This window comes from Halomonas sp. DP8Y7-1, assembly GCF_019801685.1.
GTDB lineage: Bacteria > Pseudomonadota > Gammaproteobacteria > Pseudomonadales > Halomonadaceae > Halomonas > Halomonas litopenaei_A.
In genome coordinates this window covers 159,853-185,158 of sequence record NZ_JAHVIN010000002.1, presented here as the reverse complement: position 1 = coordinate 185,158, position 25,306 = coordinate 159,853, and the positions used below count along the sequence as shown (strand labels likewise).

Annotated in this window: 39 protein-coding genes; 33 read left to right on the top strand and 6 right to left on the bottom strand. The window is 60.3% G+C overall.

Annotated elements, in window-relative coordinates; genetic code table 11:
* Positions 1 to 144 precede the first annotated feature (144 nt).
* From rpsL to rplQ, 32 genes are all read left to right on the top strand, one after another.
* Positions 145 to 519, top strand: coding sequence for a 30S ribosomal protein S12 (gene rpsL / locus KUV41_RS01720; RefSeq protein WP_206944213.1), 375 nt, complete (start codon positions 145 to 147; stop codon positions 517 to 519).
* A 110-nt stretch (positions 520 to 629) separates the two neighbouring features.
* Entirely contained in the window at positions 630 to 1,100 is a 471-nt protein-coding gene (gene rpsG, locus KUV41_RS01715) for a 30S ribosomal protein S7 (RefSeq protein WP_023007554.1), read from the top strand.
* A gap of 30 nt (positions 1,101 to 1,130) precedes the next feature.
* Positions 1,131 to 3,251, top strand: a complete 2,121-nt coding sequence (gene fusA / locus KUV41_RS01710) for an elongation factor G (protein ID WP_206944212.1) — start codon at positions 1,131 to 1,133, stop codon at positions 3,249 to 3,251.
* 28 nt (positions 3,252 to 3,279) lie between these two features.
* Positions 3,280 to 4,473, top strand: a complete 1,194-nt coding sequence (gene tuf, locus KUV41_RS01705) for an elongation factor Tu (protein ID WP_206944210.1) — start codon at positions 3,280 to 3,282, stop codon at positions 4,471 to 4,473.
* 160 nt (positions 4,474 to 4,633) lie between these two features.
* A complete protein-coding gene (rpsJ, locus tag KUV41_RS01700; protein ID WP_089848256.1) occupies positions 4,634 to 4,945 on the top strand; it encodes a 30S ribosomal protein S10 in 312 nt (103 codons plus the stop codon).
* 154 nt (positions 4,946 to 5,099) lie between these two features.
* The gene (gene rplC / locus KUV41_RS01695; protein WP_206944207.1) at positions 5,100 to 5,738 is read left to right on the top strand and encodes a 50S ribosomal protein L3; all 639 of its coding nucleotides are present in this window, start codon (positions 5,100 to 5,102) and stop codon (positions 5,736 to 5,738) included.
* A 14-nt stretch (positions 5,739 to 5,752) separates the two neighbouring features.
* On the top strand, positions 5,753 to 6,361 hold the full coding sequence (gene rplD / locus KUV41_RS01690; RefSeq protein WP_206944205.1) for a 50S ribosomal protein L4: 609 nt from the start codon (positions 5,753 to 5,755) through the stop codon (positions 6,359 to 6,361).
* Positions 6,358 to 6,654, top strand: a complete 297-nt coding sequence (gene rplW, locus KUV41_RS01685; RefSeq protein ID WP_206944202.1) for a 50S ribosomal protein L23 — start codon at positions 6,358 to 6,360, stop codon at positions 6,652 to 6,654. The genes rplD and rplW overlap by 4 nt, the downstream gene beginning before the upstream one ends.
* 17 nt (positions 6,655 to 6,671) lie before the next feature.
* Positions 6,672 to 7,502 (top strand): 50S ribosomal protein L2, encoded by an 831-nt coding sequence (rplB, locus tag KUV41_RS01680; RefSeq protein ID WP_206944200.1) that lies wholly within the window; start codon positions 6,672 to 6,674, stop codon positions 7,500 to 7,502.
* 33 nt (positions 7,503 to 7,535) lie between these two features.
* Entirely contained in the window at positions 7,536 to 7,811 is a 276-nt protein-coding gene (gene rpsS, locus KUV41_RS01675; protein ID WP_045990857.1) for a 30S ribosomal protein S19, read from the top strand.
* Positions 7,812 to 7,829: 18 nt separating this feature from the next.
* The gene (rplV, locus tag KUV41_RS01670; RefSeq protein WP_016856415.1) at positions 7,830 to 8,162 is read left to right on the top strand and encodes a 50S ribosomal protein L22; all 333 of its coding nucleotides are present in this window, start codon (positions 7,830 to 7,832) and stop codon (positions 8,160 to 8,162) included.
* 11 nt (positions 8,163 to 8,173) lie between these two features.
* Positions 8,174 to 8,872 carry a 30S ribosomal protein S3 gene (rpsC, locus tag KUV41_RS01665; protein ID WP_045990855.1) on the top strand — a complete coding sequence of 233 codons (699 nt, stop codon included), beginning with the start codon at positions 8,174 to 8,176 and terminating at the stop codon, positions 8,870 to 8,872.
* A 15-nt stretch (positions 8,873 to 8,887) separates the two neighbouring features.
* Positions 8,888 to 9,301, top strand: coding sequence for a 50S ribosomal protein L16 (gene rplP, locus KUV41_RS01660; RefSeq protein ID WP_045990854.1), 414 nt, complete (start codon positions 8,888 to 8,890; stop codon positions 9,299 to 9,301).
* Complete coding sequence (gene rpmC, locus KUV41_RS01655; protein WP_035596360.1) at positions 9,301 to 9,492, top strand: 50S ribosomal protein L29; 192 nt, start codon at positions 9,301 to 9,303, stop codon at positions 9,490 to 9,492. Before rplP ends, rpmC begins: the two co-directional genes overlap by 1 nt.
* A 1-nt stretch (position 9,493) precedes the next feature.
* Complete coding sequence (gene rpsQ / locus KUV41_RS01650) at positions 9,494 to 9,754, top strand: 30S ribosomal protein S17 (RefSeq protein WP_045990852.1); 261 nt, start codon at positions 9,494 to 9,496, stop codon at positions 9,752 to 9,754.
* A gap of 48 nt (positions 9,755 to 9,802) precedes the next feature.
* Positions 9,803 to 10,174, top strand: coding sequence for a 50S ribosomal protein L14 (rplN, locus tag KUV41_RS01645; RefSeq protein WP_146803726.1), 372 nt, complete (start codon positions 9,803 to 9,805; stop codon positions 10,172 to 10,174).
* A gap of 14 nt (positions 10,175 to 10,188) precedes the next feature.
* Positions 10,189 to 10,506: a 50S ribosomal protein L24 gene (rplX, locus tag KUV41_RS01640; protein WP_206944198.1), complete on the top strand. Its 318-nt coding sequence runs from the start codon at positions 10,189 to 10,191 to the stop codon at positions 10,504 to 10,506.
* Positions 10,507 to 10,524: 18 nt separating this feature from the next.
* Entirely contained in the window at positions 10,525 to 11,064 is a 540-nt protein-coding gene (gene rplE / locus KUV41_RS01635; RefSeq protein ID WP_045990850.1) for a 50S ribosomal protein L5, read from the top strand.
* Positions 11,065 to 11,074: 10 nt separating this feature from the next.
* Positions 11,075 to 11,380: a 30S ribosomal protein S14 gene (rpsN, locus tag KUV41_RS01630; RefSeq protein WP_206944196.1), complete on the top strand. Its 306-nt coding sequence runs from the start codon at positions 11,075 to 11,077 to the stop codon at positions 11,378 to 11,380.
* A gap of 32 nt (positions 11,381 to 11,412) precedes the next feature.
* Entirely contained in the window at positions 11,413 to 11,805 is a 393-nt protein-coding gene (gene rpsH, locus KUV41_RS01625) for a 30S ribosomal protein S8 (protein ID WP_045990848.1), read from the top strand.
* A gap of 9 nt (positions 11,806 to 11,814) precedes the next feature.
* Positions 11,815 to 12,345: a 50S ribosomal protein L6 gene (rplF, locus tag KUV41_RS01620; RefSeq protein ID WP_206944194.1), complete on the top strand. Its 531-nt coding sequence runs from the start codon at positions 11,815 to 11,817 to the stop codon at positions 12,343 to 12,345.
* A gap of 9 nt (positions 12,346 to 12,354) precedes the next feature.
* Positions 12,355 to 12,705 carry a 50S ribosomal protein L18 gene (gene rplR / locus KUV41_RS01615; RefSeq protein WP_206944192.1) on the top strand — a complete coding sequence of 117 codons (351 nt, stop codon included), beginning with the start codon at positions 12,355 to 12,357 and terminating at the stop codon, positions 12,703 to 12,705.
* 11 nt (positions 12,706 to 12,716) lie between these two features.
* Positions 12,717 to 13,217 carry a 30S ribosomal protein S5 gene (rpsE, locus tag KUV41_RS01610; RefSeq protein ID WP_206944190.1) on the top strand — a complete coding sequence of 167 codons (501 nt, stop codon included), beginning with the start codon at positions 12,717 to 12,719 and terminating at the stop codon, positions 13,215 to 13,217.
* 6 nt (positions 13,218 to 13,223) lie between these two features.
* Complete coding sequence (rpmD, locus tag KUV41_RS01605; protein WP_045990844.1) at positions 13,224 to 13,406, top strand: 50S ribosomal protein L30; 183 nt, start codon at positions 13,224 to 13,226, stop codon at positions 13,404 to 13,406.
* 3 nt (positions 13,407 to 13,409) lie between these two features.
* Entirely contained in the window at positions 13,410 to 13,844 is a 435-nt protein-coding gene (rplO, locus tag KUV41_RS01600) for a 50S ribosomal protein L15 (RefSeq protein ID WP_206944189.1), read from the top strand.
* Complete coding sequence (secY, locus tag KUV41_RS01595) at positions 13,845 to 15,176, top strand: preprotein translocase subunit SecY (RefSeq protein ID WP_206944188.1); 1,332 nt, start codon at positions 13,845 to 13,847, stop codon at positions 15,174 to 15,176.
* A 50-nt stretch (positions 15,177 to 15,226) separates the two neighbouring features.
* A complete protein-coding gene (gene rpmJ, locus KUV41_RS01590) occupies positions 15,227 to 15,340 on the top strand; it encodes a 50S ribosomal protein L36 (protein WP_008959154.1) in 114 nt (37 codons plus the stop codon).
* 122 nt (positions 15,341 to 15,462) lie between these two features.
* On the top strand, positions 15,463 to 15,819 hold the full coding sequence (gene rpsM, locus KUV41_RS01585) for a 30S ribosomal protein S13 (protein ID WP_206944187.1): 357 nt from the start codon (positions 15,463 to 15,465) through the stop codon (positions 15,817 to 15,819).
* 39 nt (positions 15,820 to 15,858) lie between these two features.
* A complete protein-coding gene (gene rpsK / locus KUV41_RS01580; RefSeq protein WP_013331014.1) occupies positions 15,859 to 16,245 on the top strand; it encodes a 30S ribosomal protein S11 in 387 nt (128 codons plus the stop codon).
* A gap of 12 nt (positions 16,246 to 16,257) precedes the next feature.
* Positions 16,258 to 16,878, top strand: coding sequence for a 30S ribosomal protein S4 (gene rpsD / locus KUV41_RS01575; RefSeq protein ID WP_206944186.1), 621 nt, complete (start codon positions 16,258 to 16,260; stop codon positions 16,876 to 16,878).
* Between the two features lie 80 nt (positions 16,879 to 16,958).
* Positions 16,959 to 17,957: a DNA-directed RNA polymerase subunit alpha gene (locus KUV41_RS01570; RefSeq protein WP_108133880.1), complete on the top strand. Its 999-nt coding sequence runs from the start codon at positions 16,959 to 16,961 to the stop codon at positions 17,955 to 17,957.
* Between the two features lie 39 nt (positions 17,958 to 17,996).
* Entirely contained in the window at positions 17,997 to 18,386 is a 390-nt protein-coding gene (rplQ, locus tag KUV41_RS01565) for a 50S ribosomal protein L17 (RefSeq protein ID WP_206944185.1), read from the top strand.
* Positions 18,387 to 18,495: 109 nt separating this feature from the next.
* Here rplQ and KUV41_RS01560 read toward each other — a convergent pair whose 3' ends face one another.
* From KUV41_RS01560 to KUV41_RS01535, 6 genes are all read right to left on the bottom strand, one after another.
* Positions 18,496 to 19,161 carry a GntR family transcriptional regulator gene (locus tag KUV41_RS01560; RefSeq protein WP_222483877.1) on the bottom strand — a complete coding sequence of 222 codons (666 nt, stop codon included), beginning with the start codon at positions 19,159 to 19,161 and terminating at the stop codon, positions 18,496 to 18,498.
* Between the two features lie 152 nt (positions 19,162 to 19,313).
* The gene (locus KUV41_RS01555) at positions 19,314 to 20,462 is read right to left on the bottom strand and encodes a mandelate racemase/muconate lactonizing enzyme family protein (RefSeq protein ID WP_222483875.1); all 1,149 of its coding nucleotides are present in this window, start codon (positions 20,460 to 20,462) and stop codon (positions 19,314 to 19,316) included.
* 45 nt (positions 20,463 to 20,507) lie between these two features.
* Positions 20,508 to 21,149 carry a 2-dehydro-3-deoxy-6-phosphogalactonate aldolase gene (locus KUV41_RS01550; protein ID WP_222483873.1) on the bottom strand — a complete coding sequence of 214 codons (642 nt, stop codon included), beginning with the start codon at positions 21,147 to 21,149 and terminating at the stop codon, positions 20,508 to 20,510.
* On the bottom strand, positions 21,143 to 22,063 hold the full coding sequence (locus tag KUV41_RS01545) for a 2-dehydro-3-deoxygalactonokinase (RefSeq protein ID WP_222483871.1): 921 nt from the start codon (positions 22,061 to 22,063) through the stop codon (positions 21,143 to 21,145). The genes KUV41_RS01550 and KUV41_RS01545 overlap by 7 nt, the downstream gene beginning before the upstream one ends.
* Before the next feature lies 1 nt (position 22,064).
* Complete coding sequence (locus KUV41_RS01540) at positions 22,065 to 22,736, bottom strand: RraA family protein (protein WP_222483869.1); 672 nt, start codon at positions 22,734 to 22,736, stop codon at positions 22,065 to 22,067.
* 22 nt (positions 22,737 to 22,758) lie between these two features.
* Positions 22,759 to 23,748: a C-terminal binding protein gene (locus KUV41_RS01535; RefSeq protein WP_222483866.1), complete on the bottom strand. Its 990-nt coding sequence runs from the start codon at positions 23,746 to 23,748 to the stop codon at positions 22,759 to 22,761.
* A gap of 526 nt (positions 23,749 to 24,274) precedes the next feature.
* On the opposite strand from KUV41_RS01535, the gene KUV41_RS01530 reads away from it, so the two are divergent.
* Positions 24,275 to 25,261: a TRAP transporter substrate-binding protein gene (locus KUV41_RS01530; protein WP_222483864.1), complete on the top strand. Its 987-nt coding sequence runs from the start codon at positions 24,275 to 24,277 to the stop codon at positions 25,259 to 25,261.
* The last annotated feature ends 45 nt before the right edge of the window (positions 25,262 to 25,306 follow it).

Below are 25,306 nucleotides of genomic sequence, written 5' to 3'. Positions count from 1 at the left end.
CGGCATAAGCCTGGAGCCTTTGCGGCTCCGGGCTTGACGCGCCTTGGCATCAGCCAGTAGAATGCGCAGCCTTTAACAGTGGGGTGGGTGTATCCGCGCCACTGTGAAAAGGCTTAGGCAACCCATTGGAGTCAGCTAACAGCTATGGCAACGATTAATCAGCTCGTGCGCAAGCCGCGCAAGCGCCAGGCCGCGAAGACCGACGTGCCTGCGCTTCAGGCCTGCCCGCAGAAGCGCGGCGTCTGTACCCGCGTCTACACCACCACCCCGAAGAAGCCGAACTCCGCACTGCGGAAGGTCTGCCGTGTGCGCCTGACCAACGGCTACGAGGTGTCCTCTTACATCGGCGGTGAAGGCCACAACCTGCAGGAGCACTCCGTGGTCCTGATCCGTGGCGGTCGAGTAAAGGACCTTCCGGGTGTGCGTTATCACACCGTTCGCGGCGCTCTCGACACCTCCGGTGTCCAGAACCGTAAGCAGGGCCGTTCCAAGTACGGTACCAAGCGTCCGAAGTCCTAAGGGCTACGTCGCTTCCATTACCAGATTGACCCGGTCTGATAAGAGTAAGGTCGAGCCGCCTATCGCGTGTCTCGGGTTTACCTGAAGGACCCTTCAACCGAGGGCTTATCATGCCTAGAAGAAGAGTTGCGGCCAAGCGCGAGATTCTGCCGGATCCTAAGTTCGGATCCGAGCGTCTGGCCAAGTTCATGAACCACCTGATGATCAGCGGCAAGAAGTCCGTAGCTGAGCGTATCGTCTATGGTGCGCTGGACAGGGTTGCCGAGCGTTCCAATGAAGAGCCGCTGGAGATCTTCGACAAGGCGCTGGAAACGATCCAGCCGATGGTCGAGGTGAAGTCTCGCCGCGTTGGCGGTGCGACCTATCAGGTGCCGGTCGAAGTCCGTCCGTCCCGCCGCCAGGCGCTTGCCATGCGCTGGCTGGTGGACGCCGCTCGCCGTCGTGGCGAGAAGACCATGGTGCAGCGTCTGGCTGGCGAAATGCTGGATGCAGCCGAAGGCAAGGGTTCGGCAGTCAAGAAGCGTGAAGACGTGCATCGCATGGCAGAAGCCAACAAGGCCTTCTCTCACTACCGCTTCTAAAGCGCATCGCCAACCAACGGGAGTTACATCGTGGCTCGCAAGACTCCGCTTAAGCGTTACCGCAATATCGGTATCGTGGCCCACGTCGACGCCGGTAAGACGACTACTACCGAGCGTGTCCTGTTCTATACCGGTCTGTCCCACAAGGTCGGTGAGGTCCATGAGGGCGCTGCCACCATGGACTGGATGGAGCAGGAGCAGGAGCGTGGTATCACTATCACCTCCGCGGCGACTACCTGCTTCTGGCAGGGCATGAACAAGCAGTTCGATGAGCACCGCATCAACATCATCGACACTCCTGGACACGTTGACTTCACCATCGAAGTCGAGCGTTCCCTGCGTGTTCTTGACGGTGCCGTCGTCGTGCTGTGTGGCTCCTCCGGTGTGCAGCCGCAGACCGAGACCGTCTGGCGCCAGGCCAACAAGTACGAAGTTCCGCGCATGGTGTTCGTCAACAAGATGGACCGTAGCGGCGCTGACTTCTTCATGGTCGTCAACCAGCTGAAGGATCGTCTTGGCGCCAACGTCGTGCCGATCCAGATCAACTGGGGCTCCGAGGACGAGTTCAAGGGCGTTATCGACCTCATCCAGATGAAGGCCATCCTGTGGGATGAAGACAACTTCGGGATGAACTACGACCTCGTTGATATCCCGGCGGAGCTCCAGGAGACCGCTGAAGAGTATCGCGAGCAGATGGTCGAGGCCGCCGCCGAGGCGTCCGAAGAGCTGATGGAGAAGTACCTCGAAGAGGGCGAGCTGACCATCGACGAGATCAAGGCTGGTCTGCGTCGTCGTACTCTCGACAACGAGATCGTGCTGGTCACCTGTGGTTCTGCGTTCAAGAACAAGGGTGTTCAGGCCGTTCTCGATGGCGTCATCGAGTACATGCCGTCTCCCACCGAGGTCAAGGCGATCGAAGGTGAGCTGGACGACAAGGACGGCACCATCGCGACTCGTGAAGCCGACGACAGCGCTCCGTTCGCTGCGCTGGCGTTCAAGATCGCGACCGACCCCTTCGTTGGTACCCTGACCTTCATTCGCGTCTACTCTGGCGTGCTGAAGTCCGGTGACAGCGTCTACAACTCCGTCAAGCAGAAGAAGGAGCGCGTCGGTCGTATCGTCCAGATGCACTCCAACTCTCGCGAGGAGATCAAGGAAGTTCTGGCTGGCGACATCGCCGCCTGTATCGGCCTGAAGGACGTGACCACCGGTGACACCCTGTGCGACCTGAACGACAAGATCGTTCTCGAGCGCATGGAGTTCCCGGATCCGGTTATCTCTGTCGCGGTCGAGCCTAAGTCCAAGGCTGACCAGGAAAAGATGGGTATTGCACTGGGCAAGCTGGCCCAGGAAGATCCGTCCTTCCAGGTCAAGACCGACGAAGAGACTGGCCAGACCATCATCTCCGGCATGGGTGAGCTTCACCTGGACATCATCGTTGACCGCATGCGTCGCGAGTTCAAGGTGGAAGCCAACATCGGTAAGCCGCAGGTGGCCTATCGCGAGACGATTCGTCAGAGCGTCGAGCAGGAAGGCAAGTTCGTTCGTCAGTCCGGTGGTCGCGGTCAGTACGGTCACGTACACCTGCGTATCGAGCCGTTGACGGCCGAAGACAAGGGCGACGACGAAGATATGCACTTCAAGTTCGCTTCCGAGATCGTCGGCGGTGTGGTTCCCAAGGAATACGTACCGGCCGTCGAGAAAGGGGCCTATGAGCAGCTCCAGAACGGTGTCATCGCGGGCTACCCGATGATCGACGTTAAGGTGACGCTGTTCGACGGTTCCTACCATGACGTGGACTCCAACGAGACCGCGTTCAAGGTCGCCTCTTCCATGGCGATCAAGCAAGGCGCACCCAAGGCCAAGGCAGTTCTGCTCGAGCCGGTGATGAAGGTCGAGGTCGTGACCCCTGAAGAATTCATGGGTGACGTCATGGGCGACCTGAACCGCCGTCGGGGCCTGGTCCAGGGTATGGATGACTCTTCCTCTGGTAAGGTCATTCGCGCCACCGTGCCGCTGGCTGAGATGTTCGGTTACGCAACCGATCTGCGCTCTCAGACCCAGGGCCGCGCAAGCTACACCATGGAGTTTGCGGACTACGAAGAGGCGCCGTCCAGCGTCGTTGAAGCCGTCATCAACCAGAACGGTTAACCGTTAGCTAACGAAAGAGGTCATAGCAGTGGCTAAGGAAAAATTCGAACGTTCCAAACCGCACGTCAACGTCGGCACCATCGGTCACGTCGACCACGGTAAGACTACCCTGACGGCGGCCCTGACCCGCGTTTCTGCCGAGGTATTCGGCGGTGACTGGCGCGAGTTCGACACCATCGACAACGCTCCGGAAGAGCGTGAGCGTGGTATCACCATCGCGACCTCTCACGTCGAGTATCAGTCCGAGGAGCGTCACTACGCTCACGTCGACTGCCCGGGACACGCTGACTACGTCAAGAACATGATCACCGGTGCTGCCCAGATGGACGGCGCTATCCTGGTCTGTTCCGCCGCTGACGGCCCCATGCCGCAGACTCGCGAGCACATCCTGCTGTCTCGCCAGGTTGGCGTTCCGTTCATCGTCGTGTTCCTGAACAAGGCCGACATGGTCGACGACGAAGAGCTGCTCGAGCTGGTCGAGATGGAAGTTCGCGAACTTCTGTCCGAGTACGACTTCCCGGGCGACGACACTCCGATCATCACCGGCTCTGCCCTGATGGCTCTGGAAGGCAAGGACGACAACGGCATGGGTACTACCGCCGTTGCCAACCTGATCAAGGCTCTGGATGCTTACATCCCTGAGCCGGAGCGTGCTGTCGACCAGCCGTTCCTGATGCCGATCGAAGACGTGTTCTCCATCTCTGGTCGCGGTACCGTTGTGACCGGTCGTGTTGAGCGCGGCATCGTCAAGCCGGGCGAAGAGATCGAGATCGTTGGTATCAAGGACACCACCAAGACTACCGTTACCGGTGTCGAGATGTTCCGTAAGCTGCTCGACGAAGGTCGTGCAGGCGAGAACGTCGGTGCTCTGCTGCGTGGTACCAAGCGTGACGAAGTCGAGCGTGGTCAGGTTCTGGCCAAGCCGGGCACCATCACTCCGCACACTCAGTTCGAGGCGGAAGTGTACGTGCTGAGCAAGGACGAAGGTGGTCGTCACACTCCGTTCTTCAAAGGCTACCGTCCGCAGTTCTACTTCCGTACCACTGACATCACTGGTACCTGTGAACTGCCCGAAGGCGTTGAGATGGTTATGCCGGGCGACAACGTCCAGATGACTGTCAACCTGATCGCCCCGATCGCCATGGACGAAGGTCTGCGCTTCGCTATCCGCGAAGGCGGCCGTACCGTCGGCGCTGGCGTCGTGGCCAAGATCCTGGTCTAAGTTAGACCGGTGATCACCGAAGGGGGCTCCGCAAGGAGCCCCCTTTTCTGCGCATCGTCATTGAGGGTTTGACTCTCGGTGGCGTGGCGCATATAATGCGCATCCTTTGAATGCGTGGGTTGACGGCTCGCGCCGTCAAGTTCCATTGGAGTTAGGGCAAATGCAGAACCAGAAGATTCGCATTCGGTTGAAGGCTTTCGACCATCGCCTGATCGACCAGTCCGCTGCGGAAATCGTTGATACCGCCAAGCGTACCGGCGCCCAGGTTCGTGGTCCGATTCCTCTGCCGACTAATCGCGAGCGTTACACTGTGCTGGTTTCCCCGCACGTGAACAAGGACGCCCGTGATCAGTACGAGATTCGTACCCACAAGCGTGTGCTCGACATCGTTGAGCCGACCGAGAAGACTGTCGACGCCCTGATGAAGCTCGACCTCGCCGCTGGCGTGGACGTGCAGATCAAGCTCGACTGATATCACTAGACACTCGCGGCCCAGCGTTCCTCGAGATGAAAGATGAGGTTCAGCAGCCGCCACGCCGGGATGGCGTTACACAACGTGCTAGTGGAATGCTCTGGAAAGGGCAGCCATAGCGGGTGATAGCCCCGTACACTATAGGAGACTAAGCATGACTATCGGTTTGGTCGGTAGAAAGGCCGGTATGACCCGTGTCTTTACCGAAGACGGCGCATCTGTGCCCGTGACCGTTATCGAGGTTGAGCCCAACCGCGTGACCTGCGTGAAGTCTGTCGAATCCGACGGCTACGCTGCGGTTCAGGTGACAACCGGCTCCCGCAAAGCCAAGCATCTGTCCAAAGCCCAAGCTGGCCTGTACGCCAAGGCAGGTGTTGAGGCTGGTCGTTCTCTGATGGAGTTTCGTCTGACTGAAGGCGAAGACGCTCCTGAAGTGGGCGGCGAACTCACCGTATCCCTCTTCGAAGCTGGTCAAAGCGTTGACGTGACCGGCACTTCCAAGGGTAAGGGCTTCCAGGGCGCTGTTAAGCGCTGGAACTTCCGTACCCAGGACAACAGCCACGGTAACTCTCTGTCCCACCGTGCCCCCGGTTCTATCGGCATGTGCCAGACCCCGGGTCGCGTATTCAAGGGCAAGAAGATGGCCGGCCAGATGGGCAACGCACGTTGCACCGTTCAGAGCCTGGAAATCGTCCGTGTCGATGCCGAGCGCAACTTGCTGCTGATCAAAGGTGCCGTTCCTGGCGCTACTGGCAGTGATGTCATCGTGCGCAGCGCCGTCAAAGCTGGCTGAAGGGGAACTTTCCAATGAATCTGAATCTTGCAGGTGCAAGCGCTGGGACTGTTGAACTGTCCGACGCTACCTTTGGCAAAGAATTCAACGAAGCGCTCGTGCATCAGGTCGTCACTGCCTATCTGGCTGGTGGTCGCCAGGGTACCCGCGCCCAGAAGAACCGTTCCGACGTCCGTGGCGGCGGCAAGAAGCCGTGGCGCCAGAAGGGCACCGGTCGCGCTCGCGCCGGTACCATCCGTTCGCCGATCTGGCGCACCGGTGGTGTGACCTTCGCGGCTCGTCCGCAGGACCACTCCCAGAAGGTCAACCGCAAGATGTACCGTGCGGCCATGCGCTCGATTCTGTCCGAGCTGGTCCGTCAGGAACGCCTTGTTGCCGTTGACGCCTTTTCTGTCGAGTCACCGAAAACCAAGCAGCTGGTCGCCAAGCTTTCCGACCTGGGCCTGGAAAAGGTGCTGATCGTCACCGAAGAAGTTGACGAGAACCTGTACCTGGCCGCCCGCAACATCCCCAACGTGGATGTGGTGGACGTCGCCGCCGCCGACCCGGTCAGCCTGGTCGCCTTCGACAAGGTCCTGGCTACCGTCTCCGCACTGCGCAAATTTGAGGAGAAGCTGGCATGAACCAGGAGCGTGTATTCAAGGTTCTGCTTGGTCCCCACGTGACCGAGAAGGCCGCCATGGCCGCCGAGCGTAACCAGTACGTGTTCAAGGTGGCGAGTGACGCAACCAAGCCCGAGATCAAGGCTGCCGTTCAGCAGCTGTTCGGCAAGAAAGTCGATCGCGTTTCTGTGCTGAACGTGAAGGGCAAGACCAAGCGCACCGCGCATGGTGTTGGTATGCGCAAGGGTTATCGCAAGGCGTACGTGACACTGGCCGCCGGCGAGACGCTTGAAGACTTCTCTGGCGCCGAGTAAAGGCAGGAGTACGGATCATGGCAATCGTCAAGACAAAACCCACATCCGCCGGTCGTCGCCACGTCGTCAAGATTGTTGGTGAAGAGCTGTACAAGGGCCGCGCCTACGCGCCGCTGCTCGAAAAGCAGTCCAAGTCCGGTGGTCGTAACAACAATGGTCGCATCACTACTCGCCACGTTGGCGGTGGTCATCGCAACCATTACCGGATCATTGACTTCAAGCGCACCAAGGATGGCGTTCCGGCCATTGTTGAGCGTCTGGAGCATGACCCGAACCGCAGCGCCCACATCGCACTGCTGAAGTACCTCGACGGTGAGCGTCGTTACATCATTGCCCCCAAGGGCGTGAGTGCTGGTGACCGCCTCGAGTCCGGCGTCAATGCGCCGATCAAGAAGGGTAACGCACTGCCGCTGCGCAACATCCCGCTGGGTTCCACGGTGCACTGCATCGAACTGAAGCCTGGCAAGGGGGCTCAGATTGCACGCAGCGCCGGTACCAGCGCCCAGCTGGTGGCTCGTGAAGGTAACTACGCCACCCTGCGTCTTCGCTCCGGCGAAATGCGCAAGGTGCTGTCAGAGTGCCGCGCGACCCTGGGTGAGGTGAGCAATTCCGAGCACAGCCTGCGTCAACTTGGCAAGGCCGGTGCGAAGCGCTGGAGAGGTGTGCGCCCGACCGTTCGCGGTGTCGCGATGAACCCGGTGGATCACCCGCACGGTGGTGGTGAAGGCCGCACCAGCGGTGGTCGTCATCCGGTGTCCCCGTGGGGTATGCCCACCAAGGGATACAAGACCCGCAAGAACAAGCGCACCGACAAGCTGATCGTCCGCCGCCGTAAGGCTCGCGGTTAAGATCCCACGCCAAGACATTAAGAGGTAACGGCTGTGCCACGTTCACTGAAGAAAGGTCCTTTCGTCGACCTTCATCTGCTGAAAAAGGTTGAGACTGCAGCGGAAAAGAACGATCGCAAACCGATCAAGACCTGGTCGCGTCGTTCAATGGTCCTGCCCAACATGGTCGGGCTCACCATTGCAGTCCATAACGGTCGCCAACACGTCCCGGTGCATGTTTCCGAGGAAATGGTTGGCCACAAGCTGGGCGAATTCGCTGCTACCCGCACCTATCGCGGCCATGCGGCGGACAAGAAAGCCAAACGGTAAGCCAGAGAGGATTAAGAGATGGAAGTCACAGCAAAGCTGCGTGGCGCCAGTTTATCCGCCCAGAAGGCCCGTTTGGTGGCTGATCAGGTGCGCGGTAAGCCTGTCGCCGAAGCACTCGACCTGCTGACCTTCTCCCCGAAGAAGGCGGCCAAGCTGGTCAAGAAGGTGCTGCAGTCCGCCATCGCGAATGCGGAAGAAAATAACGGCATGGACATCGACGAGCTGCGTGTCTCGACCATCTGCGTCGATGAGGGCATGACGCTCAAGCGCATCCGTCCGCGCGCCAAGGGCCGTGCGGATCGCATTCTGAAGCGCACTTGCCACATCACCGTCAAGGTAGCCGAGAAGTAGGAGTCGACCAGATGGGTCAGAAAGTCAATCCGACAGGCATCCGACTGGGTATCGTCAAAGACCATACCTCTGTCTGGTACGCCGAGCGCGGCGCCTATGCCGACAAGCTGAACAACGACCTCGCGGTTCGTAGCTTCCTGGAAGAGCGTTTGAAGAACGCCTCTGTCAGCAAGATCACCATCGAGCGTCCCGCGAACAACGCACGCATCACCATTCACACTGCCCGTCCGGGCATCGTGATTGGCAAGAAGGGCGAAGATGTCGATCGCCTGCGTCGCGACGTCACCGAGATGATGGGCGTGCCCGTTCACGTCAACATCGAGGAAGTTCGCAAGCCTGAGCTGGATGCCCAGCTCGTCGCGCAGAACATTGCCGGTCAGCTTGAGCGCCGCGTCATGTTCCGTCGCGCCATGAAGCGCGCTGTCCAGAACGCCATGCGTCTGGGCGCCGGCGGCATCAAGGTGCAGCTCTCCGGTCGCCTCGGCGGCGCGGAAATTGCCCGCACCGAGTGGTACCGCGAAGGTCGTGTTCCGCTGCATACCCTGCGTGCGGACATCGATTACGCCACCTACGAAGCCAAGACCACCTACGGCATCATCGGTGTCAAGGTCTGGGTCTTCAAGGGTGAAATCCTCGGGGGCATCGAAGAGGTCCGCGCCAAGGCTAAGCAAAGCCAGGCAGCGCCCTCCAAGAAGAAAGGTTCCAGGTAAGGGGAGAGCGATTCGATGTTACAACCCAAGCGTACAAAATTCCGCAAGGTGCAAAAGGGCCGCAACCGTGGCCTGGCGCATCGCGGAAGCAAAGTGAGCTTCGGCGAATTCGGCCTGAAGGCCACCGGCCGCGGCCGCGTCACCGCCCGTCAGATCGAAGCTGGTCGTCGTGCGATCACTCGTCACGTCAAGCGTGGCGGCAAGATCTGGATCCGCGTCTTCCCGGATAAGCCGATTTCCAAGAAGCCTCTGGAAGTCCGGATGGGTAAAGGTAAGGGCTCCGTCGAGTACTGGGTCGCTCAGATCCAGCCCGGTCGTGTCCTTTACGAGATCGAAGGTGTTTCTGAAGAGCTGGCACGCGAAGCCTTCGCTCTGGCCGCTCAGAAGTTCCCGGTCTCCACCACCTTTGTGAAACGGACGGTGATGTGATGAAAGCCCAGGAAATTCGTGAAAAGTCCGCCGAGCAGCTCCAGGAGCAGCTCCTCGAACTCCTCCGCGAGCAGTTCAACCTGCGCATGCAGAAGGCCACCGGCCAACTGAGCCAGACTCATCTGCTCAAGCAGGTTCGTCGGGATATCGCCCGCGTGAAGACTGTGCTCAACGAGAAGGCAGGTGTCTGAGATGGCCGAAGAGAAAAAAGCCCGTACGCTCACCGGCAAGGTGGTGAGCGACAAGATGGACAAGTCCATCGTCGTCATGATCGAGCGTCGTGAGCGCCACCCGATCTACGGCAAATACGTTAAGCGCTCCACCAAGCTGCACGCCCACGACGAGACCAATCAGGCCAAGGCCGGCGATACGGTATCCATTCAGGAATGCCGTCCGCTGTCCAAGAAGAAGGCCTGGACCCTGGTCGAGGTCGTCGAACAGGCCAAGGGTTAAGGCCACGGCCTTAACCTCGTGCAGTCAGTTTAGGTTTGGAGAAAACCGATGATTCAGACTCAGACAATGCTGGATGTCGCCGACAACAGCGGAGCGCGCCGGGTGCAGTGCATCAAGGTGCTGGGTGGTTCACACCGCCGCTACGCTCGCGTTGGTGATGTCATCAAGGTCACGGTGAAGGAAGCCATTCCGCGCGGCAAGGTCAAGAAAGGCCAAGTGCTGAAGGCGGTGGTTGTCCGTACCCGCAGTGGCGTCCGTCGCAGCGACGGTTCGCTGATTCGCTTCGATGGAAATGCGGCTGTGTTGTTGAACAACACCAACGAACAGCCGATCGGTACCCGTATCTTCGGGCCGGTGACGCGTGAACTTCGTACTGAGAAGTTCATGAAGATCATTTCCTTAGCGCCTGAAGTGCTGTAAGGGAGCGAGGCGACATGCAAAAGATCAAACGTGATGATGAAGTGATCGTCATCGCCGGCAAGGATAAGGGTAAGCGCGGTACTGTGAAGCGCGTCCTCCAGGACGACCGTTTCGTGGTAGCGGGTGTGAACATGATCAAGCGTCACACCAAGCCGAACCCCATGGCCGGCAATCAGGGCGGTATCGTCGAGCGCGAGGCTCCGATTCACGCGTCCAACGTAGCCATCTTCAATCAGGAGACCGGTAAGGCGGATCGCGTCGGCTTCCAGATCAAGGAAGACGGTACCAAGGTACGTATCTACAAGTCGACGCAAGCGCAGATCGACGCCTAACGCGAGTCGGGTAGCAAAATGGCGAACTTGAAAGAACGTTATCAAAACGAGGTGGTGGCTCAACTCAAAGAGCAGTTTAGCTACGCCAACGTTATGCAGGTACCCAGGATCACCAAGGTGACCCTGAACATGGGTATCGGCGAAGCGACCAGCGATAAAAAGCTGATCGATGCGGCCGTCGGCGACCTGGAGAAGCTCTCCGGTCAAAAGCCAATGGTCACCAAGGCACGCAAGTCCATCGCGGGCTTCAAGGTGCGTGAAGGCTGGCCGATCGGCGTGAAGGTCACACTGCGCAGTGAGCGTATGTGGGACTTCCTCGATCGCCTGGTGAATATCGCGATCCCCCGCGTTCGTGACTTCCGTGGTCTCAACCCGAAGTCCTTCGACGGTCGTGGCAACTACAGCATGGGGGTGCGTGAGCAGATCATCTTCCCGGAGATCGAATATGATAAGATCGACCGGATTCGTGGTCTGGATGTCACCATCACCACCACTGCCAACACCGATGACGAAGGTCGTGCGCTCTTGAGCGCATTGAACTTCCCGTTCAAGAAATAAGGGTGGGATCATGGCAAAGAAGAGCATGATTGAGCGTGAGCAGAAGCGCGCGCAACTGGTTGAGAAGTATGCTGCCAAGCGTGCCGAGCTCAAGGCGATCATCCAGGACGTGAACAGCTCCGATGAGGAGCGCTTCGATGCGCAGCTGAAGTTGCAGTCGCTGCCGCGTGACTCCAGCCCCGTGCGTCAGCGTAACCGCTGCCGCGTGACTGGCCGTCCGCACGGCTACTACAACAAGTTCGGCCTCGGCCGTAACAAGCTGCGTGAAGCCGCCATGCGTGGCGACGTGCCCGGACTCAAGAAGTCCAGCTGGTAACGCCACGTAGAATCATCAGGAGCGCAAGTTAAATGAGCATGCAAGACACTCTGGCGGATATGTTTACCCGTATCCGCAATGCGCAGCAGGCCACCAAGGAGACGGTCACCATGCCGTCCTCCAAGATCAAGGTTGAAGTGGCCCGCGTGCTGAAAGAAGAGGGTTACATCACTGACTTCGCCGTGAGCGAATCAGCCAAGCCCGAGCTGACCGTCAGCCTGAAGTACTTCGAAGGCAAGCCGGTCATCGAGCATCTGCAGCGGGTTTCCAAGCCGTCCCTGCGTAGTTACAAGGGCAAGGATGCGCTGCCGAAGGTCGCCGATGGCCTGGGTGTCGCGATCGTCACTACCTCCAAGGGTGTGATGACCGATCGTGCCGCGCGTCAGGCTGGTGTCGGCGGCGAAGTCCTCTGCACCGTATTCTAGGAGTTTGGAATGTCCCGCGTAGCCAAATATCCGGTTAAAGTGCCCGCTGGCGTCGAGGTCAAGATCGACGACGCCACGCTGACCGCCAAGGGCGGTCAGGGCACCCTCTCCATGCCCGTTCACGGCGATGTCGTGATCGCGCAGGAAGACGGCCAGCTGACCTTCCAGCCGAGCGAATCCGCTAAGAGCTGGGCCATGGTCGGCACCACCCGTGCCCTGGTTCAGAACCTGGTCACCGGCGTGTCCGAGGGCTTTACCAAGACCCTCGAAATCATCGGCGTCGGTTATCGCGCTCAAGCGAAAGGCCAGACGCTTAACCTGACACTGGGCTTCTCTCACCCGGTCGATTATGCCCTGCCTGAGGGTGTCTCTGCGGAAACGCCGAAGAACACCGTCATCGTGCTGAAGAGCGCGGACAAGCAGAAGCTCGGCCAGGTCGCAGCGGAAATCCGCGCCTTCCGTCCGCCCGAGCCCTATAAGGGTAAGGGTGTGCGTTACGCGGATGAGCAGGTCCGCCGTAAAGAAGCCAAGAAGAAGTAAGGCAGGGTTATGAACGCGAAGAAAGAATCTCGTCTCCGTCGTGCCCGCCGCGCTCGCGCCAAGATCCGCGAGCTGGGCGTGTCTCGCCTGTGCGTCAACCGTACCCCGCGTCACATCTACGCGCAGATTATCTCGCCGGATGGTGGCAAGGTCCTGGCCAGCGCTTCCACGCTGGACAAGAGCCTGCGCGAAGGTGCAACCGGCAACGCAGACGCCGCAGCCAAAGTTGGTGCGCTGATCGCTGAGCGCGCCAAGGAAGCGGGCATCACCCAGGTGGCCTTCGACCGCGCTGGCTTCAAGTACCACGGTCGTGTGAAGGCCCTGGCCGACGCCGCTCGTGAAGGCGGCCTGGAATTCTAAAGGGTTTTACGATGGCGAAGAACGAACAGCAAAACGGCGATCTGCAAGAAAAGCTCGTGCAGGTCAACCGTGTCGCCAAGGTGGTCAAGGGTGGCCGTATTTTCGGCTTCACCGCTCTGACTGTCGTCGGTGACGGAAACGGTCGTGTTGGCTTCGGTCGTGGCAAGGCGCGTGAAGTGCCGGTCGCGATTCAGAAGGCGATGGACCAGGCGCGTCGCAACATGGTCAAGGTGAACCTGGTCGGCGGCACACTCCAGTATCCGGTCAAGGCTCGTCATGGCGCCTCCAAGGTGTACATGCAGCCGGCTTCCGACGGTACTGGTATCATCGCCGGCGGCGCCATGCGCTCCGTGCTGGAACTGGCCGGCGTGCACAACGTCCTGGCCAAGTGCTATGGCTCCACCAATCCGGTGAACGTGGTCCGCGCGACCGTGAATGGCCTGGCTTCCATGCAGTCGCCGGAAGACGTGGCCGCCAAGCGCGGTCTCTCAGTCGAAGCGATCACGGGGTAATAGACCATGGCAGCTACGATCAAGGTTACCCAGACCCGCAGCACCATCGGCACGTTGGCCAAGCACAAGGCCACCATGAAGGGCCTCGGCCTGCGCCGCATCGGTCACACGGTTGAACTGGAAGACACCCCTGCCGTCCGCGGCATGATCCACAAGGTCAACTACCTTGTGCGTGTTGAGGGAGAGTAATCCATGAAACTTAACAGCCTGAGCCCGGCACCGGGCTCCAAGCACGCTGAAAAGCGCGTCGGTCGTGGCATCGGCTCCGGTCTGGGCAAGACCGGCGGCCGTGGCCACAAGGGCCAGAAGTCGCGCAGCGGTGGCAGCGTCAAGCCCGGCTTCGAGGGCGGTCAGATGCCCCTGCAGCGTCGTCTGCCGAAGTTTGGCTTCACCTCCGCCAAATCACTGGTTTCCGAGGAAGTCCGCCTGGCCGAACTGGCCAAGGTCGCGGGTGACGAAGTCACTCTGGAAAGCCTCAAGGAAGCCAATGTGCTGAAGGACGCTACGCAGCATGCGAAAGTGATCCTTTCCGGCGATCTGAACAAGGCGGTTACCGTTCGCGGTCTGCGGGTCACCAAAGGTGCCCGCGCAGCGATCGAAGCCGCCGGTGGCAAGGTAGAGGACTAAATGGCCAAGTCAGGAAACATGCCGGCGATGGGCAGCGGTCTGAGTGAACTGTGGGCGCGTCTGCGCTTCGTGCTCCTCGCCATCGTGGTCTACCGTATCGGTGCCCACATCCCCGTTCCCGGTATCAATCCTGACCAGCTTGCTGCCTTGTTCAGGGAGCAGCAGGGCACCATCCTGGGCATGTTCAACATGTTCTCGGGCGGTGCCCTGGAGCGCATGAGTATTCTCGCCCTCGGCATCATGCCGTACATCTCGGCGTCGATCATCATGCAGCTCCTGACTGCCGTCTCGCCTCACCTTGAGCAGTTGAAGAAGGAAGGCGAGGGCGGCCGCCGCAAGATCAGCCAGTACACGCGCTACGGCACGGTGGTGCTGGCCCTGGTTCAGGCCACCGGTATGTCGGTGGGCCTGGCCAGCCAAGGCATTGCCTACACGGCCGATCTCAGCTTCTATTTCACCGCGATCATCACCTTCGTGTGTGGCGCGGTGTTCCTGATGTGGCTGGGTGAGCAGATTACCGAGAAGGGTATTGGCAACGGTATCTCGTTGCTGATCTTCGCGGGTATCGTCGCCGGCCTGCCTGGCGCTGTGGCGCAAGCCTTCGAGCTTGCCCGCAACGAGGGCGCGTGGAATGTGTTGCCGCTGTTGGCGTTGAGCCTTCTGGGTATCGCCACCGTGGCGTTTGTCGTGTTCATCGAACGCGGTCAGCGCCGGATTACGGTGAACTACCCGCGCCGCCAGGTCGGCAACAAGATGTACGCAGGACAGAGCAGCTACCTTCCGCTCAAGGTCAACATGGCGGGCGTTATCCCGGCCATCTTTGCCTCGAGTATCCTGCTGTTCCCGGCCTCCCTCGGTCAGTGGGTAGGTGCCGGTGATGGCATGGAGTGGTTGCAGCGCGCGTCCCAGGCGTTGGCCCCTGGTCAGCCCCTGTATATCTTGCTTTTCGCGGCGGCGGTGGTATTCTTCTGCTTCTTTTACACAGCGCTGGTCTTCAACCCCAAGGACGTAGCCGACAACCTCAAGAAGTCGGGTGCTTTCCTGCCGGGGATTCGTCCTGGCGAGCAAACCGCTCGTTATGTCGACAAGGTCATGACTCGTCTGACTTTGTTCGGCGCTCTCTACATCACTGCGGTTTCCCTGATGCCCCAGTTCCTGATCGTAGCGTGGAACGTGCCGTTCTTCTTTGGCGGTACCTCGCTTCTGATCGTGGTCGTGGTCATCATGGACTTCATGGCCCAGGTGCAGTCGCACCTCATGTCGCACCAGTATGAGTCGGTGATGAAGAAGTCCAACCTGAAAGGCTACGGTAGCGGCGGCATCATGCGCTAAACGCGCCGCAGGCCGATTTGGCACGCCGCAAGCCGATATTGGAGAGAACGATGAAAGTTCGAGCTTCCGTCAAGAAAATGTGCCGCAATTGCAAGATCATTCGTCGCAATGGCGCCGTGCGCGTCATCTGCAGCGAGCCGCGGCACAAGCAGCGCCAGGGTTGATCCTGGGCTGAATTGAACCGGGTGCTGGCATACCCCTTGCCCTTTTGATGGGAAGGGGGTATGCTATTGCGCCTTTTGTAGTTGATTAACCGAGCAAGCCGCTCAAATTTCGGAGTAAGCTGATGGCCCGTATTGCAGGCGTCAATATCCCGGACAACAAGCATGCGGCGATCTCGCTGACCTACATCTTCGGGATTGGCCGCACTCGCGCACAGGAAATCTGTGAAGCGACCGGCATCGCGCCGACCACCAAAATCCAGGACCTGTCATCTGAAGAGATCGACAACCTGCGTAGTGAAGTCGGCAAGTATACCGTTGAAGGCGACCTTCGTCGTGATGTGACGCTGAACATCAAGCGTCTCATGGACCTGGGTTGCTATCGTGGTCTGCGTCATCGTCGTAGTCTTCCGATGCGCGGTCAGCGCACCAAGACTAACGCGCGTACCCGTAAGGGACCGCGTAAGCCGATCCGCAAATAACACGCACGTTCTGGCGTAAAGACAGGAATTGACATCAACATGGCTAACCCGCGTAGCAACCGTAAAAAGGTTAAAAAGCAGGTAGTGGATGCGGTTGCGCATATCCACGCCTCTTTTAACAACACGATCATTACGATCACAGACCGCCAGGGCAACGCTCTTTCCTGGGCGACAGCCGGTGGTTCGGGTTTTCGTGGTTCTCGCAAGAGCACCCCGTTCGCTGCTCAAGTAGCAAGCGAGCGTGCAGCGACCGCTGCAGCCGAGTATGGTGTGAAAAACGTCGACGTGCTGGTCAAGGGCCCCGGTCCTGGCCGTGAATCCGCCGTGCGCGCGCTCAACGCCGCCGGCTTCCGCGTGCAAAGCATCACCGACGCGACGCCCATTCCCCACAATGGCTGCCGTCCGCCGAAGAAACGCCGCGTTTAAGGAGACAGATTCATGGCTCGTTACATTGGACCTAAGTGCAAACTGTCTCGCCGGGAAGGTACCGACCTCTTCCTCAAGAGCGGTGTCACTCCCTTCGAGAAAAAGTGCAAATCCGAGCAGATTCCGGGTGTGCACGGCCAGCGCCGTCAGCGTCTTTCCGACTACGGCTTGCAGCTTCGCGAGAAGCAGAAAGTACGTCGCATGTATGGCGTACTCGAAAAGCAGTTCCGCAACTACTACAAGGAAGCCGCCCGTCTGAAGGGTGCGACCGGTGAGTTGTTGCTGCAGCTGCTTGAGTCCCGACTGGACAACGTCGTCTACCGCATGGGCTTTGGCGCCACTCGCTCCGAGGCTCGTCAGCTGGTGAGCCACAAGGCGATTGCCGTTAACGGCAAGACCGTCAACGTGGCCTCCTACCAGGTCAAGCCCGGCGACGTGGTATCCGTTCGTGAAAAGGCCAAGCAGCAGGCGCGTATCCAAAACGCCCTGACCATCGCTGCCAACCGTGGCGATGTGGCCTGGATCGAACTCGACGCCAAGAAGATGGAAGGCACCTTCAAGGCCCTGCCCGAGCGCGGTGACCTGACTGCCGACATCAACGAGCAACTGATCGTCGAGCTGTACTCGAAGTAAACGGCCAGTCCGCGCCGCCCTCCCTCGGGAGGGCGGCGATCATTACCGAGTATTCGTTTGGCAGCCTGAAAGGTGTTCATATGCAGCGTTCAGTGACAGAGTTTCTCCGTCCTCGCGACATCAAGGTCGAAGAGATCAGCGCACACCACGCAAAGATCGTGCTCGAGCCGTTCGAGCGTGGCTTCGGCCACACGCTGGGCAATGCTCTGCGTCGTATCCTGCTCTCGTCCATGCCCGGCTGTGCCGTGGTGGAAACCGAGATCGCAGGCGTCGACCATGAGTACAGCGCGATCGAGGGCGTCCAGGAAGATGTCATCGAAATCCTCCTGAACCTCAAAGACGTGGCGATCAAGATGCACAGCCGCGACGAGGCGATGCTCTCGCTGAACAAGCAGGGCCCGGCCGTCGTCACCGCTGGTGACATCGCCGTCGATCACGACGTCGAAGTGGTCAACCCCGAGCACGTCATCGCCCACGTCAATGAAGGCGCCGAGCTCAAGATGCAGCTCAAGGTGGCCCGTGGTCGCGGCTATGAGCCTGCGGATGTCCGCAGCGAAGCCGACGACGAAACACGCGCCATCGGCCGTCTGCAGCTGGATGCGACCTTCAGCCCCGTGCGCCGCGTTTCCTACAGCGTCGAAGCCGCTCGTGTTGAACAGCGTACCGACCTCGATAAGCTGATCATCAACCTGGAAACCGACGGCACCCTGGATCCGGAAGAGGCCATCCGTCGCAGCGCGACCATCCTGCAAGAGCAGCTGGCAGCGTTTGTCGATCTGGAAGCCGACAAGGAACAGGAAGTGGTCGAGGAAGAGGATCACATCGATCCGATCCTGCTGCGCCCCGTAGACGATCTCGAGTTGACCGTTCGTAGCGCCAACTGCCTGAAGGCCGAGAATATCTATTACATCGGTGATCTGATTCAGCGTACTGAAGTTGAGCTGTTGAAGACCCCGAACCTCGGCAAGAAATCCTTGAACGAGATCAAGGACGTGTTGGCTGCTCGTGGTCTGTCCCTTGGCATGCGGCTTGAAAATTGGCCGCCGGCTAGCCTGAAGGACGACAAGGCCACCGCCTAAGCGTCGGCTCGAGTCCCAGTTTGGTAAGGAATCACAACCATGCGTCATCGTAAGAGTGGTCGTCACCTCAATCGTACCAGCTCGCACCGTCAGGCCATGTTCCGCAACATGAGCGTGTCGCTGGTCGAGCACGAAGTGATCAAGACAACCCTTCCCAAGGCAAAAGAGCTGCGTCGTCATATCGAGCCGCTCATTACCCTGGCGAAGGAAGACAGCGTCGCTAACCGTCGTCTGGCCTTCAGCCGTACTCGCTCCAAAGAAGCAGTCGGCAAGCTCTTCAACGAGCTGGGTCCGCGTTACGTCGAGCGTCCGGGCGGTTACGTCCGTATTCTCAAGTGCGGCTTCCGCACCGGCGACAACGCCCCCATGGCCTTCGTCGAGTTGGTCGATCGTCCCGTCGCTGAAGAAGAGGCCGTCGGCGAGGAGTAATCCTTTCGACAGCGCTTCAACACGACGCGAAACCGCCACCCTGAGTGTTCAGGGTGGCGGTTTTTTTTGTTCCGAGGTTTTCACATAGGACTTGAGACGGGGACGGTCGTCACTGCGTCGAAATGTCCTCCACGCCGATCTCATAGGTATGCTGGGTGCGATCGATGTGGGCATCCAGCAGCTGGCGTAGGGCGGCGATGTCTTTGTTCATGACAGCGTCGACGATTTCAGAGTGTTCCTTCAGCGACAGTCGCGTATGGTCGGGTCGAGTTGCCAGGTGTGTTCTCAGCGCAGAGATCTTTCCCGAATACTGCTCGTAGGACGACTGTAGATAGGGATTACCGCAGTGGTGGAAAAAGGTGAGGTGAAAGTCGGTATCCAGGTCCAGGTATTCGACGATCTTGCCTGAGCCGTGGGCGACCTGCATCTGACTTTCGATCTGTCTCAGTCGCTGTGAGAGCCCTGCATGATCGAAGGCGATGGCAAGCTCCAGTGCGGCGGGCTCGAGGGTGCGACGGAAGGTGCAGATGTTTCCCACTTCCCTGGCGCTGAGCGTAAACACCCTGGCTCCGGACTGGGGCACGATAGTGACCAGTCCTTCGTGCTTCAGGCGAGTCAATGCTTCGCGGACAGGCGTCTTGGATACGTTCAATAGCGCGGATATGCCGCGCTCGGAGATGGCTTCACCCAGCGCCAGTTCGCCGCGCACGATCATGCTGCGTACGTGATCGGTGACCAGGGTGCCCAGTGAGGGAGGGCGTTCAAAGTCTTGCATCGTGATCCCGTGACGGAAGTGGTTAGAAAGGGTTGCCACAGCCTAGCACACAGGACTGGAATACCAGATACCCACCGCTTGTAAGGACGCGGGCCTCGCCCCCCCCCTGGTCAGCGAGGCCTGGCGTGCCACCGCCATGGCTTGCTGCAAGCTCAGTACGGCTTGGCGTACTCCCGCAGAAAGTCGCGGTCGATGGTAAAGCCGAGGCCCTCACCGGTGGGGACGCTGACCCAGCCATCGCTCTGGCTCACCGGCACGGTAACGAGCTCCGAGCGGAAGGGGTGGCTCGAGGTGTCGTACTCGAAGATCGGACCCTTGGCCATCAAGGTGGGATTGACCAGTGGCGTCGCCGCGATGGCGTGCAGTGAGGCGTACTGGCCGATAGCGGTGCCCCATACATGCGGATTGACCTGGACGCCGTTGGCCAGCGCCAGCGTGGTGATATGCGCCATGGCGGTCAGGCCGCCGGCCATGGCCACATCCGGCTGGGCGATATCGATGCAGCGTTCGGCAAGCAAGTCACGAAAGCCATAAAGGCTAAACTCCGCCTCCCCCCCGGCCAGAGGAATCAGCGTCTTCTGTTTCAGCAGACGGTAGCCCTCCTTGTCGTCGGGGTTGACCGGCTCCTCGAACCAGCGCAGCCCGAAGTCCTTGAGGCCATCGGCCAGCAGCGCGGCTTCGCTCAGGGTATAGGCGTGGTTGGCATCGATCATCAGCTCGATGTCATCCCCCAGGGCGCCGCGTATATCGGTCATGACCTTGATGTCATTGGCGACGCCGAAGCCCAGCTTGATTTTCATGCTGGTAAAGCCTGCCTCCCGGTGGCGGCAGGCTTCTTCCACCAGGGCCTGGGTGTCGTCGCCGAGCTCGGTGCGAAAGAAGCCGGTGGCATAGGCGGGGATACGCCGGCGAAAAGCGCCCCCCAGCAGATCCGACACGGGGCGTTGGGTGGCCTTGCCCTTGAGGTCCCAGAGGGCGATATCGATGGCGCTGATCGCGGCGATCACCACGCCCTTCCTGCCATAGTCCCGAGTGTGATTGTAGAGCTCGTGCCAGATGACCTCGCTGTCGAACGCCGAGCGGCCGAGGATCCGTGGCGTAATCACGTGCTTGAGCACTGAAGCGGCCAGCTCCGGTTCCAGCAGTCCCGCGCACAGCGCCTCGCCCCAGCCACTCTGGCCATCCTGGGTGATCACTTCGACCAGGGTGGCAGAGCGGCGAGTAACCCATTGCTGGGAAAAGGCGAAGGGGCGGGGCAGCTCGGACGTCATGGTATAGACGTTGATGCGTTCGATGATCATGGAGGGACTCCAGTCGGGGGAAGGGGCATTGGGGTGCCATGCCGTCTACGGGTTGGCGGTCGACGCCCAGTCGGCGTGCGCCTGAATAAATGCCCGGGCTCGCCTGGCGACCTCGCCGGGAGTCGAGCCAGGTTGATAGAGCGCGCCACCCAGGCCGAAACCGCTCACACCTGCATCAAGGTAGTCCGCCATGCTGGCTGGTGTGATGCCACCGACCGGCAATAGAGGCGTCGTCTCGGGCAGTACCGCGCGCATGGCCTTGACCGCCGCCGGCGAGATCGCCTCGGCGGGGAACAGCTTGAGAAAGGCGGCGCCGGCCTCGATGGCCGCGAAGGCCTCGCTGACGGTGCCCACACCTGGGCCATAGACCAGGCCCCGCGTCGAGGCTTCCCGGGCGATTCGGGTATCCAGGTTGGGCGCGATGATCAAACGACCGCCGACCTGTTCGACCTCGGCCACGCGTTCGGGGGTGATGACAGTGCCCGCCCCGACCAGGGCATCCTCGCCCACATGGGCCGCCAGTCGCTGAAGACTGGTCAGCGGGTCGGGAGAATTGAGCGGCACTTCGATCAGTCGGAAGCCTGCATGGAGCAGTGCATCAGCGACAGGAATCACTTCGTCCGGTGTGATACCGCGCAGGATGGCGACAAGGGGGCAGGCAGCGAAGGCCTGTTGCCAGTTCAGCATGGGATCAGCTCCGCGGCGCGTGCGATGGCCAGTTGCCCGTGGCGTGACAGGCCGGGCGTGGCCAGGGTAGAGGGTAGTGACAGAAGCTCAGTGGCGATGCGGTAACGTTCGGCCAGGTCAGGGCGACCGATGATGGTGACCTGCTCCGGCGGCGGCCCCAGGCGCAACTGGCCAAGGCATTCCTCGCCGATCAGCAGGCCCGAGAGGTAGTCGGCGCTGTGCTCCGGGGACAGCTGATCGAACAGGTGCAGAGAGCGTGTGGTGAACAGGGTCGCCAGCAGTTCTCCGGGATGGCGGCGGGCGGTCTGTACTCCGCGGACAAAGGCCTCGGGGCAGAACTCACCCTGGCGCATGGTGCGACCGAGCAGCGAGTGCTCACGCAGCAGCGCGTAGAGCTCGCCGGTCATGCAGGTGACAAACCGAGTGATCCTGCCCTGCTCGACGGTCAGCCACTTGTTATGGGTGCCGGGTAGCAGGAAGGTGCCAGCGCTGACCCCCTGGGTGGCCAGATAGCCGAATATCTCGGTTTCCTCGCCGCGGATCACGTCCGGACGCTCGCCCTCGGGCGACTGTACCGCGCCGGTGACGAAGTGCACCTGGCCGAGGCCGGGGGCGTCTGCACTGACCAGCGCGTGGGCCAGCTCCTTGATGCCCAATGGAAGCGGCTGGTAGGGCGTCTCGATCCAGCCATTGCGGCTGGTGATCATGCCCGAGGCCAGTATTGGCATGCCGGGATGGGCGGCCAGCCAGTCATCGATGGTATGGCGGAGAAAACCGGCAAAGTCCCTGTCGGGAACCGCAAGAATCCCGTGGGGACTCTCGCGGCTTTCGAGGGCCTCGCCGTGGCGATCGACGAGGCTTGCCCGAAACGAAGAGGTCCCCCAGTCGATGCCGATCATCACGGGAGACGGCATCCTAGATCCTCCCGAACTCGGCCAGCAGGTCCTCGACCGTCTTGCCCTGCTGGACCCATGCGCGGGTGGCTTCCTCGCGTTCGGCCTGTTCCAGTGCCAGTTCCACCACCTCGGCAGCTCTAGCCAGGGGGATTACGGTCACGCCCATCACATCGGCAACGATAAAGTCGCCGGGATTGACCGGTACCCCGCCACAGGCGATAGGCACATTGATCGACAGTTCCTCCTTGCGCTCGGAGAACATGGTGTGGGTACCGCGCGGAGTGATGGCTCGGGTCCAGATTGGCCAGTGGATGTCCTCGAGCTCATCGGTATCGCGACCTGCGCCGTCCACCACCATGGCGCGGATACCACGATTCTTGGCCAGCGCCCCCATCAGGCCGCCGCATACAGACGTATTGGGATCACCTCCGGCATCGACGACGATGATGTCGCCGGGCTGGCCCATCTCCAGCGCCTTGAGTGGGTCGACCAGGTCGCCCTTGGACAGCTGCACCGTGATCGCCTGGCCACACACCTTGGCACGGAAGGCGGGCTTGATGGCGCTATCCATCACCCCGGTGCGGTACTGGGAGTCGGCAAACACCGCCGTGGCGGAGTAGTAGGACAGCACCTTGTCGAATTTCTCGAGCAGTGCCGGGTCGCGCTTGAAATCGTTGAATTGCTTAAGCATGTGCTGGCTCCTTGGGGTGGGGTCAGTGAGACGGCGTGTTGACCGGATTGAGGGGCGCCTGGCCGGACAGCACTCGGGCGACTTCCTGGGCGGCGATGGTGCGAGCCGCGCGCAGGGACTCCTCGGAGTAGTAGGCGGCGTGGGGCGTCACGATGACGTTGGGTAGAGAGAACAAGGGGTTGTCGGCGGGGGACCAGTGCTTGCGCTTGGCCGGTTCTTCCTCAGGATCGTCCAGGCCGGCGCCGGCAATGCGGCCCTCGTGCAGCGCTTGATAGAGGGCACGGTTGTCGATGGTAGGACCGCGACCGGTACACACCACCAACGCATTCGGTTTCATCAGACGAAACTCCCGCTCTCCCAGGAAGTGATAGGTCTCTGCCGTCTTTGGGACCTGCATCATGACCACATCGGCTTCGGCGACCAGGGTGTCCTTGTCCACCGCCGCTACCTGATGGGTGGCGATAGTGGCGTCGTCGATATAGGGGTCGTGAATGATCACTTGGGCACCGAAGGCCTTGGCGCGCTGGGCGATGGCCTGGCCGATGGCACCAAAGGAGACGATGCCGACGGTCTGGCCACGCAGACGATACAGCGGGGCCGCGCTTTGCCAGCGCCACTCACCGCGATGGGTGGCCCGGTCGTAGGCGAACAGCCCGCGGGCCAGGGCCAGCCACAGGCTGATGGCGTGATCGGCGACCTCCTCAGTGCAGTAGTCACGCACGTTGGTGACCTGGATGCCCTTGGCGGTGGCCGCCGCGACGTCGACGATGTCGGTGCCGACGCCGTAGCGGGCGATCACCTGACAGTGCTGCATGGCGGCGATGGTGGTGGCGCCGATATAGGCGTACTGGTTGATCATTGCGGCGCAGTCATGGGCGTGTTCCAGCAGGTCCTGTTCCGACTTGGCCTGCAACGCCACCACCTCCGCGCCCGCCTGCTCGAGAATTTCCCGTTCCAGTTCGACATCGGCGAAGTCGTGATCGGTGATGATCACCTTCGGTCTGGTGGACATGGCACTTCCTCGTAGTTGCTTGTTGTCATGTAGTTGTTCGTTGTCATGTGGTTGTTCGATGTCTTCTTATGATCTAACTGGTGTACCAGGCACCAGATAGAGTGAAATATACAAGCTGGCAGAGAACTGTCAAAGGTCCATGATCGGCCCTTCTGTTAGACATTGGTCGCGTCTCGGGGCCTTGAAAGAGGAGCGAAAAGACTGACGCCTAGACCCTTGCGTGAATGCGTAACCTCCATTTGAGAAGACTTATATTTTTTATAAAACAAACGGTTGCTATGGTTTTTTGGCCGTTGCTTGCCGACGTTGTCACGCGCTGTCCGTGGTGCGTCCTGGTGCCCGTGTGATGGGCCGTCTGGGAGGAAGGGCTGGCACTGTCTTGACAGAGTCTTTCGGCATCCACCAATCTTTCAATCGAAATCTGGAATACCAGTTGGTGGGATGGAGGCTCCCTCAGCGTTCCAATCCCTCGACAGTTCAATTCTTCAACAGCCCAATTTCTCAACAACAACAGCGAGAGTTCGATATGACAATCAAGTGGCTTTTACTCGGAATACTGGTCGCCGCGGCTCCGGCGCAGGCCGCCACCGTCATCAAGCTGGGACACGGTGCCAACGAAAACTTCCATATGTCGCGTGCGATGGTGGAGTTCGAGCGCCTGGTGGAGGAAGGCTCCGATGGCGAGATCGACGTGCAGATATTCCCGTCGTCCCAGATGGGGCCAGATCGCGCCATGATCGAGGGCGTACAGACGGGCATCCTGGAGATGGCCGTCTCGCCGTCGTCCTTCTTCACCAACTGGGACCCGGCCTTCGGGGTCGTTGAGCTGGCCTACATCTATCCGGACAAGGACACGGCTCTGACGGTGCTAGACGGTCCACAGGGGGATGCCCTGCTGGCACGACTGGACTCGCTTGGATTGAAGGGGCTTGGCTGGGTCGAGAGCGGCATGCGCCACATCACCAACAACGTGCGTCCCATCGAGTCGCCGGATGACCTGGACGGCGTCAAGCTGCGCACCATGAAGGTGCCGGCCCACGTCGACACCTTCAAGGCGCTGGGGGCCAACCCGACGCCGATGAACTTTGGCGAGGTCTACTCTGCGTTGCAGCAAGGGGTCATCGACGGTCAGGAAAACCCGCTCTCACTGATCGACACCCAGCGTTTTCATGAGGTTCAGCACTACCTGACCCTGTCAGGGCATATCTTTACCGTCTATACGCCGGTCATCTCCAAGGCCTTCTTCGAGTCGCTGCCTGAAGACCAGCAGCAGCTGATCCAGCAGTCCATGGACCAGGCCATCGCCTACGATCGACAGCTGGTGGCCGCCGAAGACGCCGACCACCTGGCGCGCATCGTCGAACAAGGCGTCGAGGTATCTGAACTGTCCGAAGAGCAGTACCAAGCCTTCGCTACCATCGCCGAAGGCGTCAACGCCCAATATCGCGAGCGTATCAGTGGCGAGGTCTTCGATGGCTGGATGGCCGCCATCGACAGCGCCGCAGCACAGTAACCAAGCACAAGACCGGCACGCCTATCGCGCCGGGGACACCGCCTT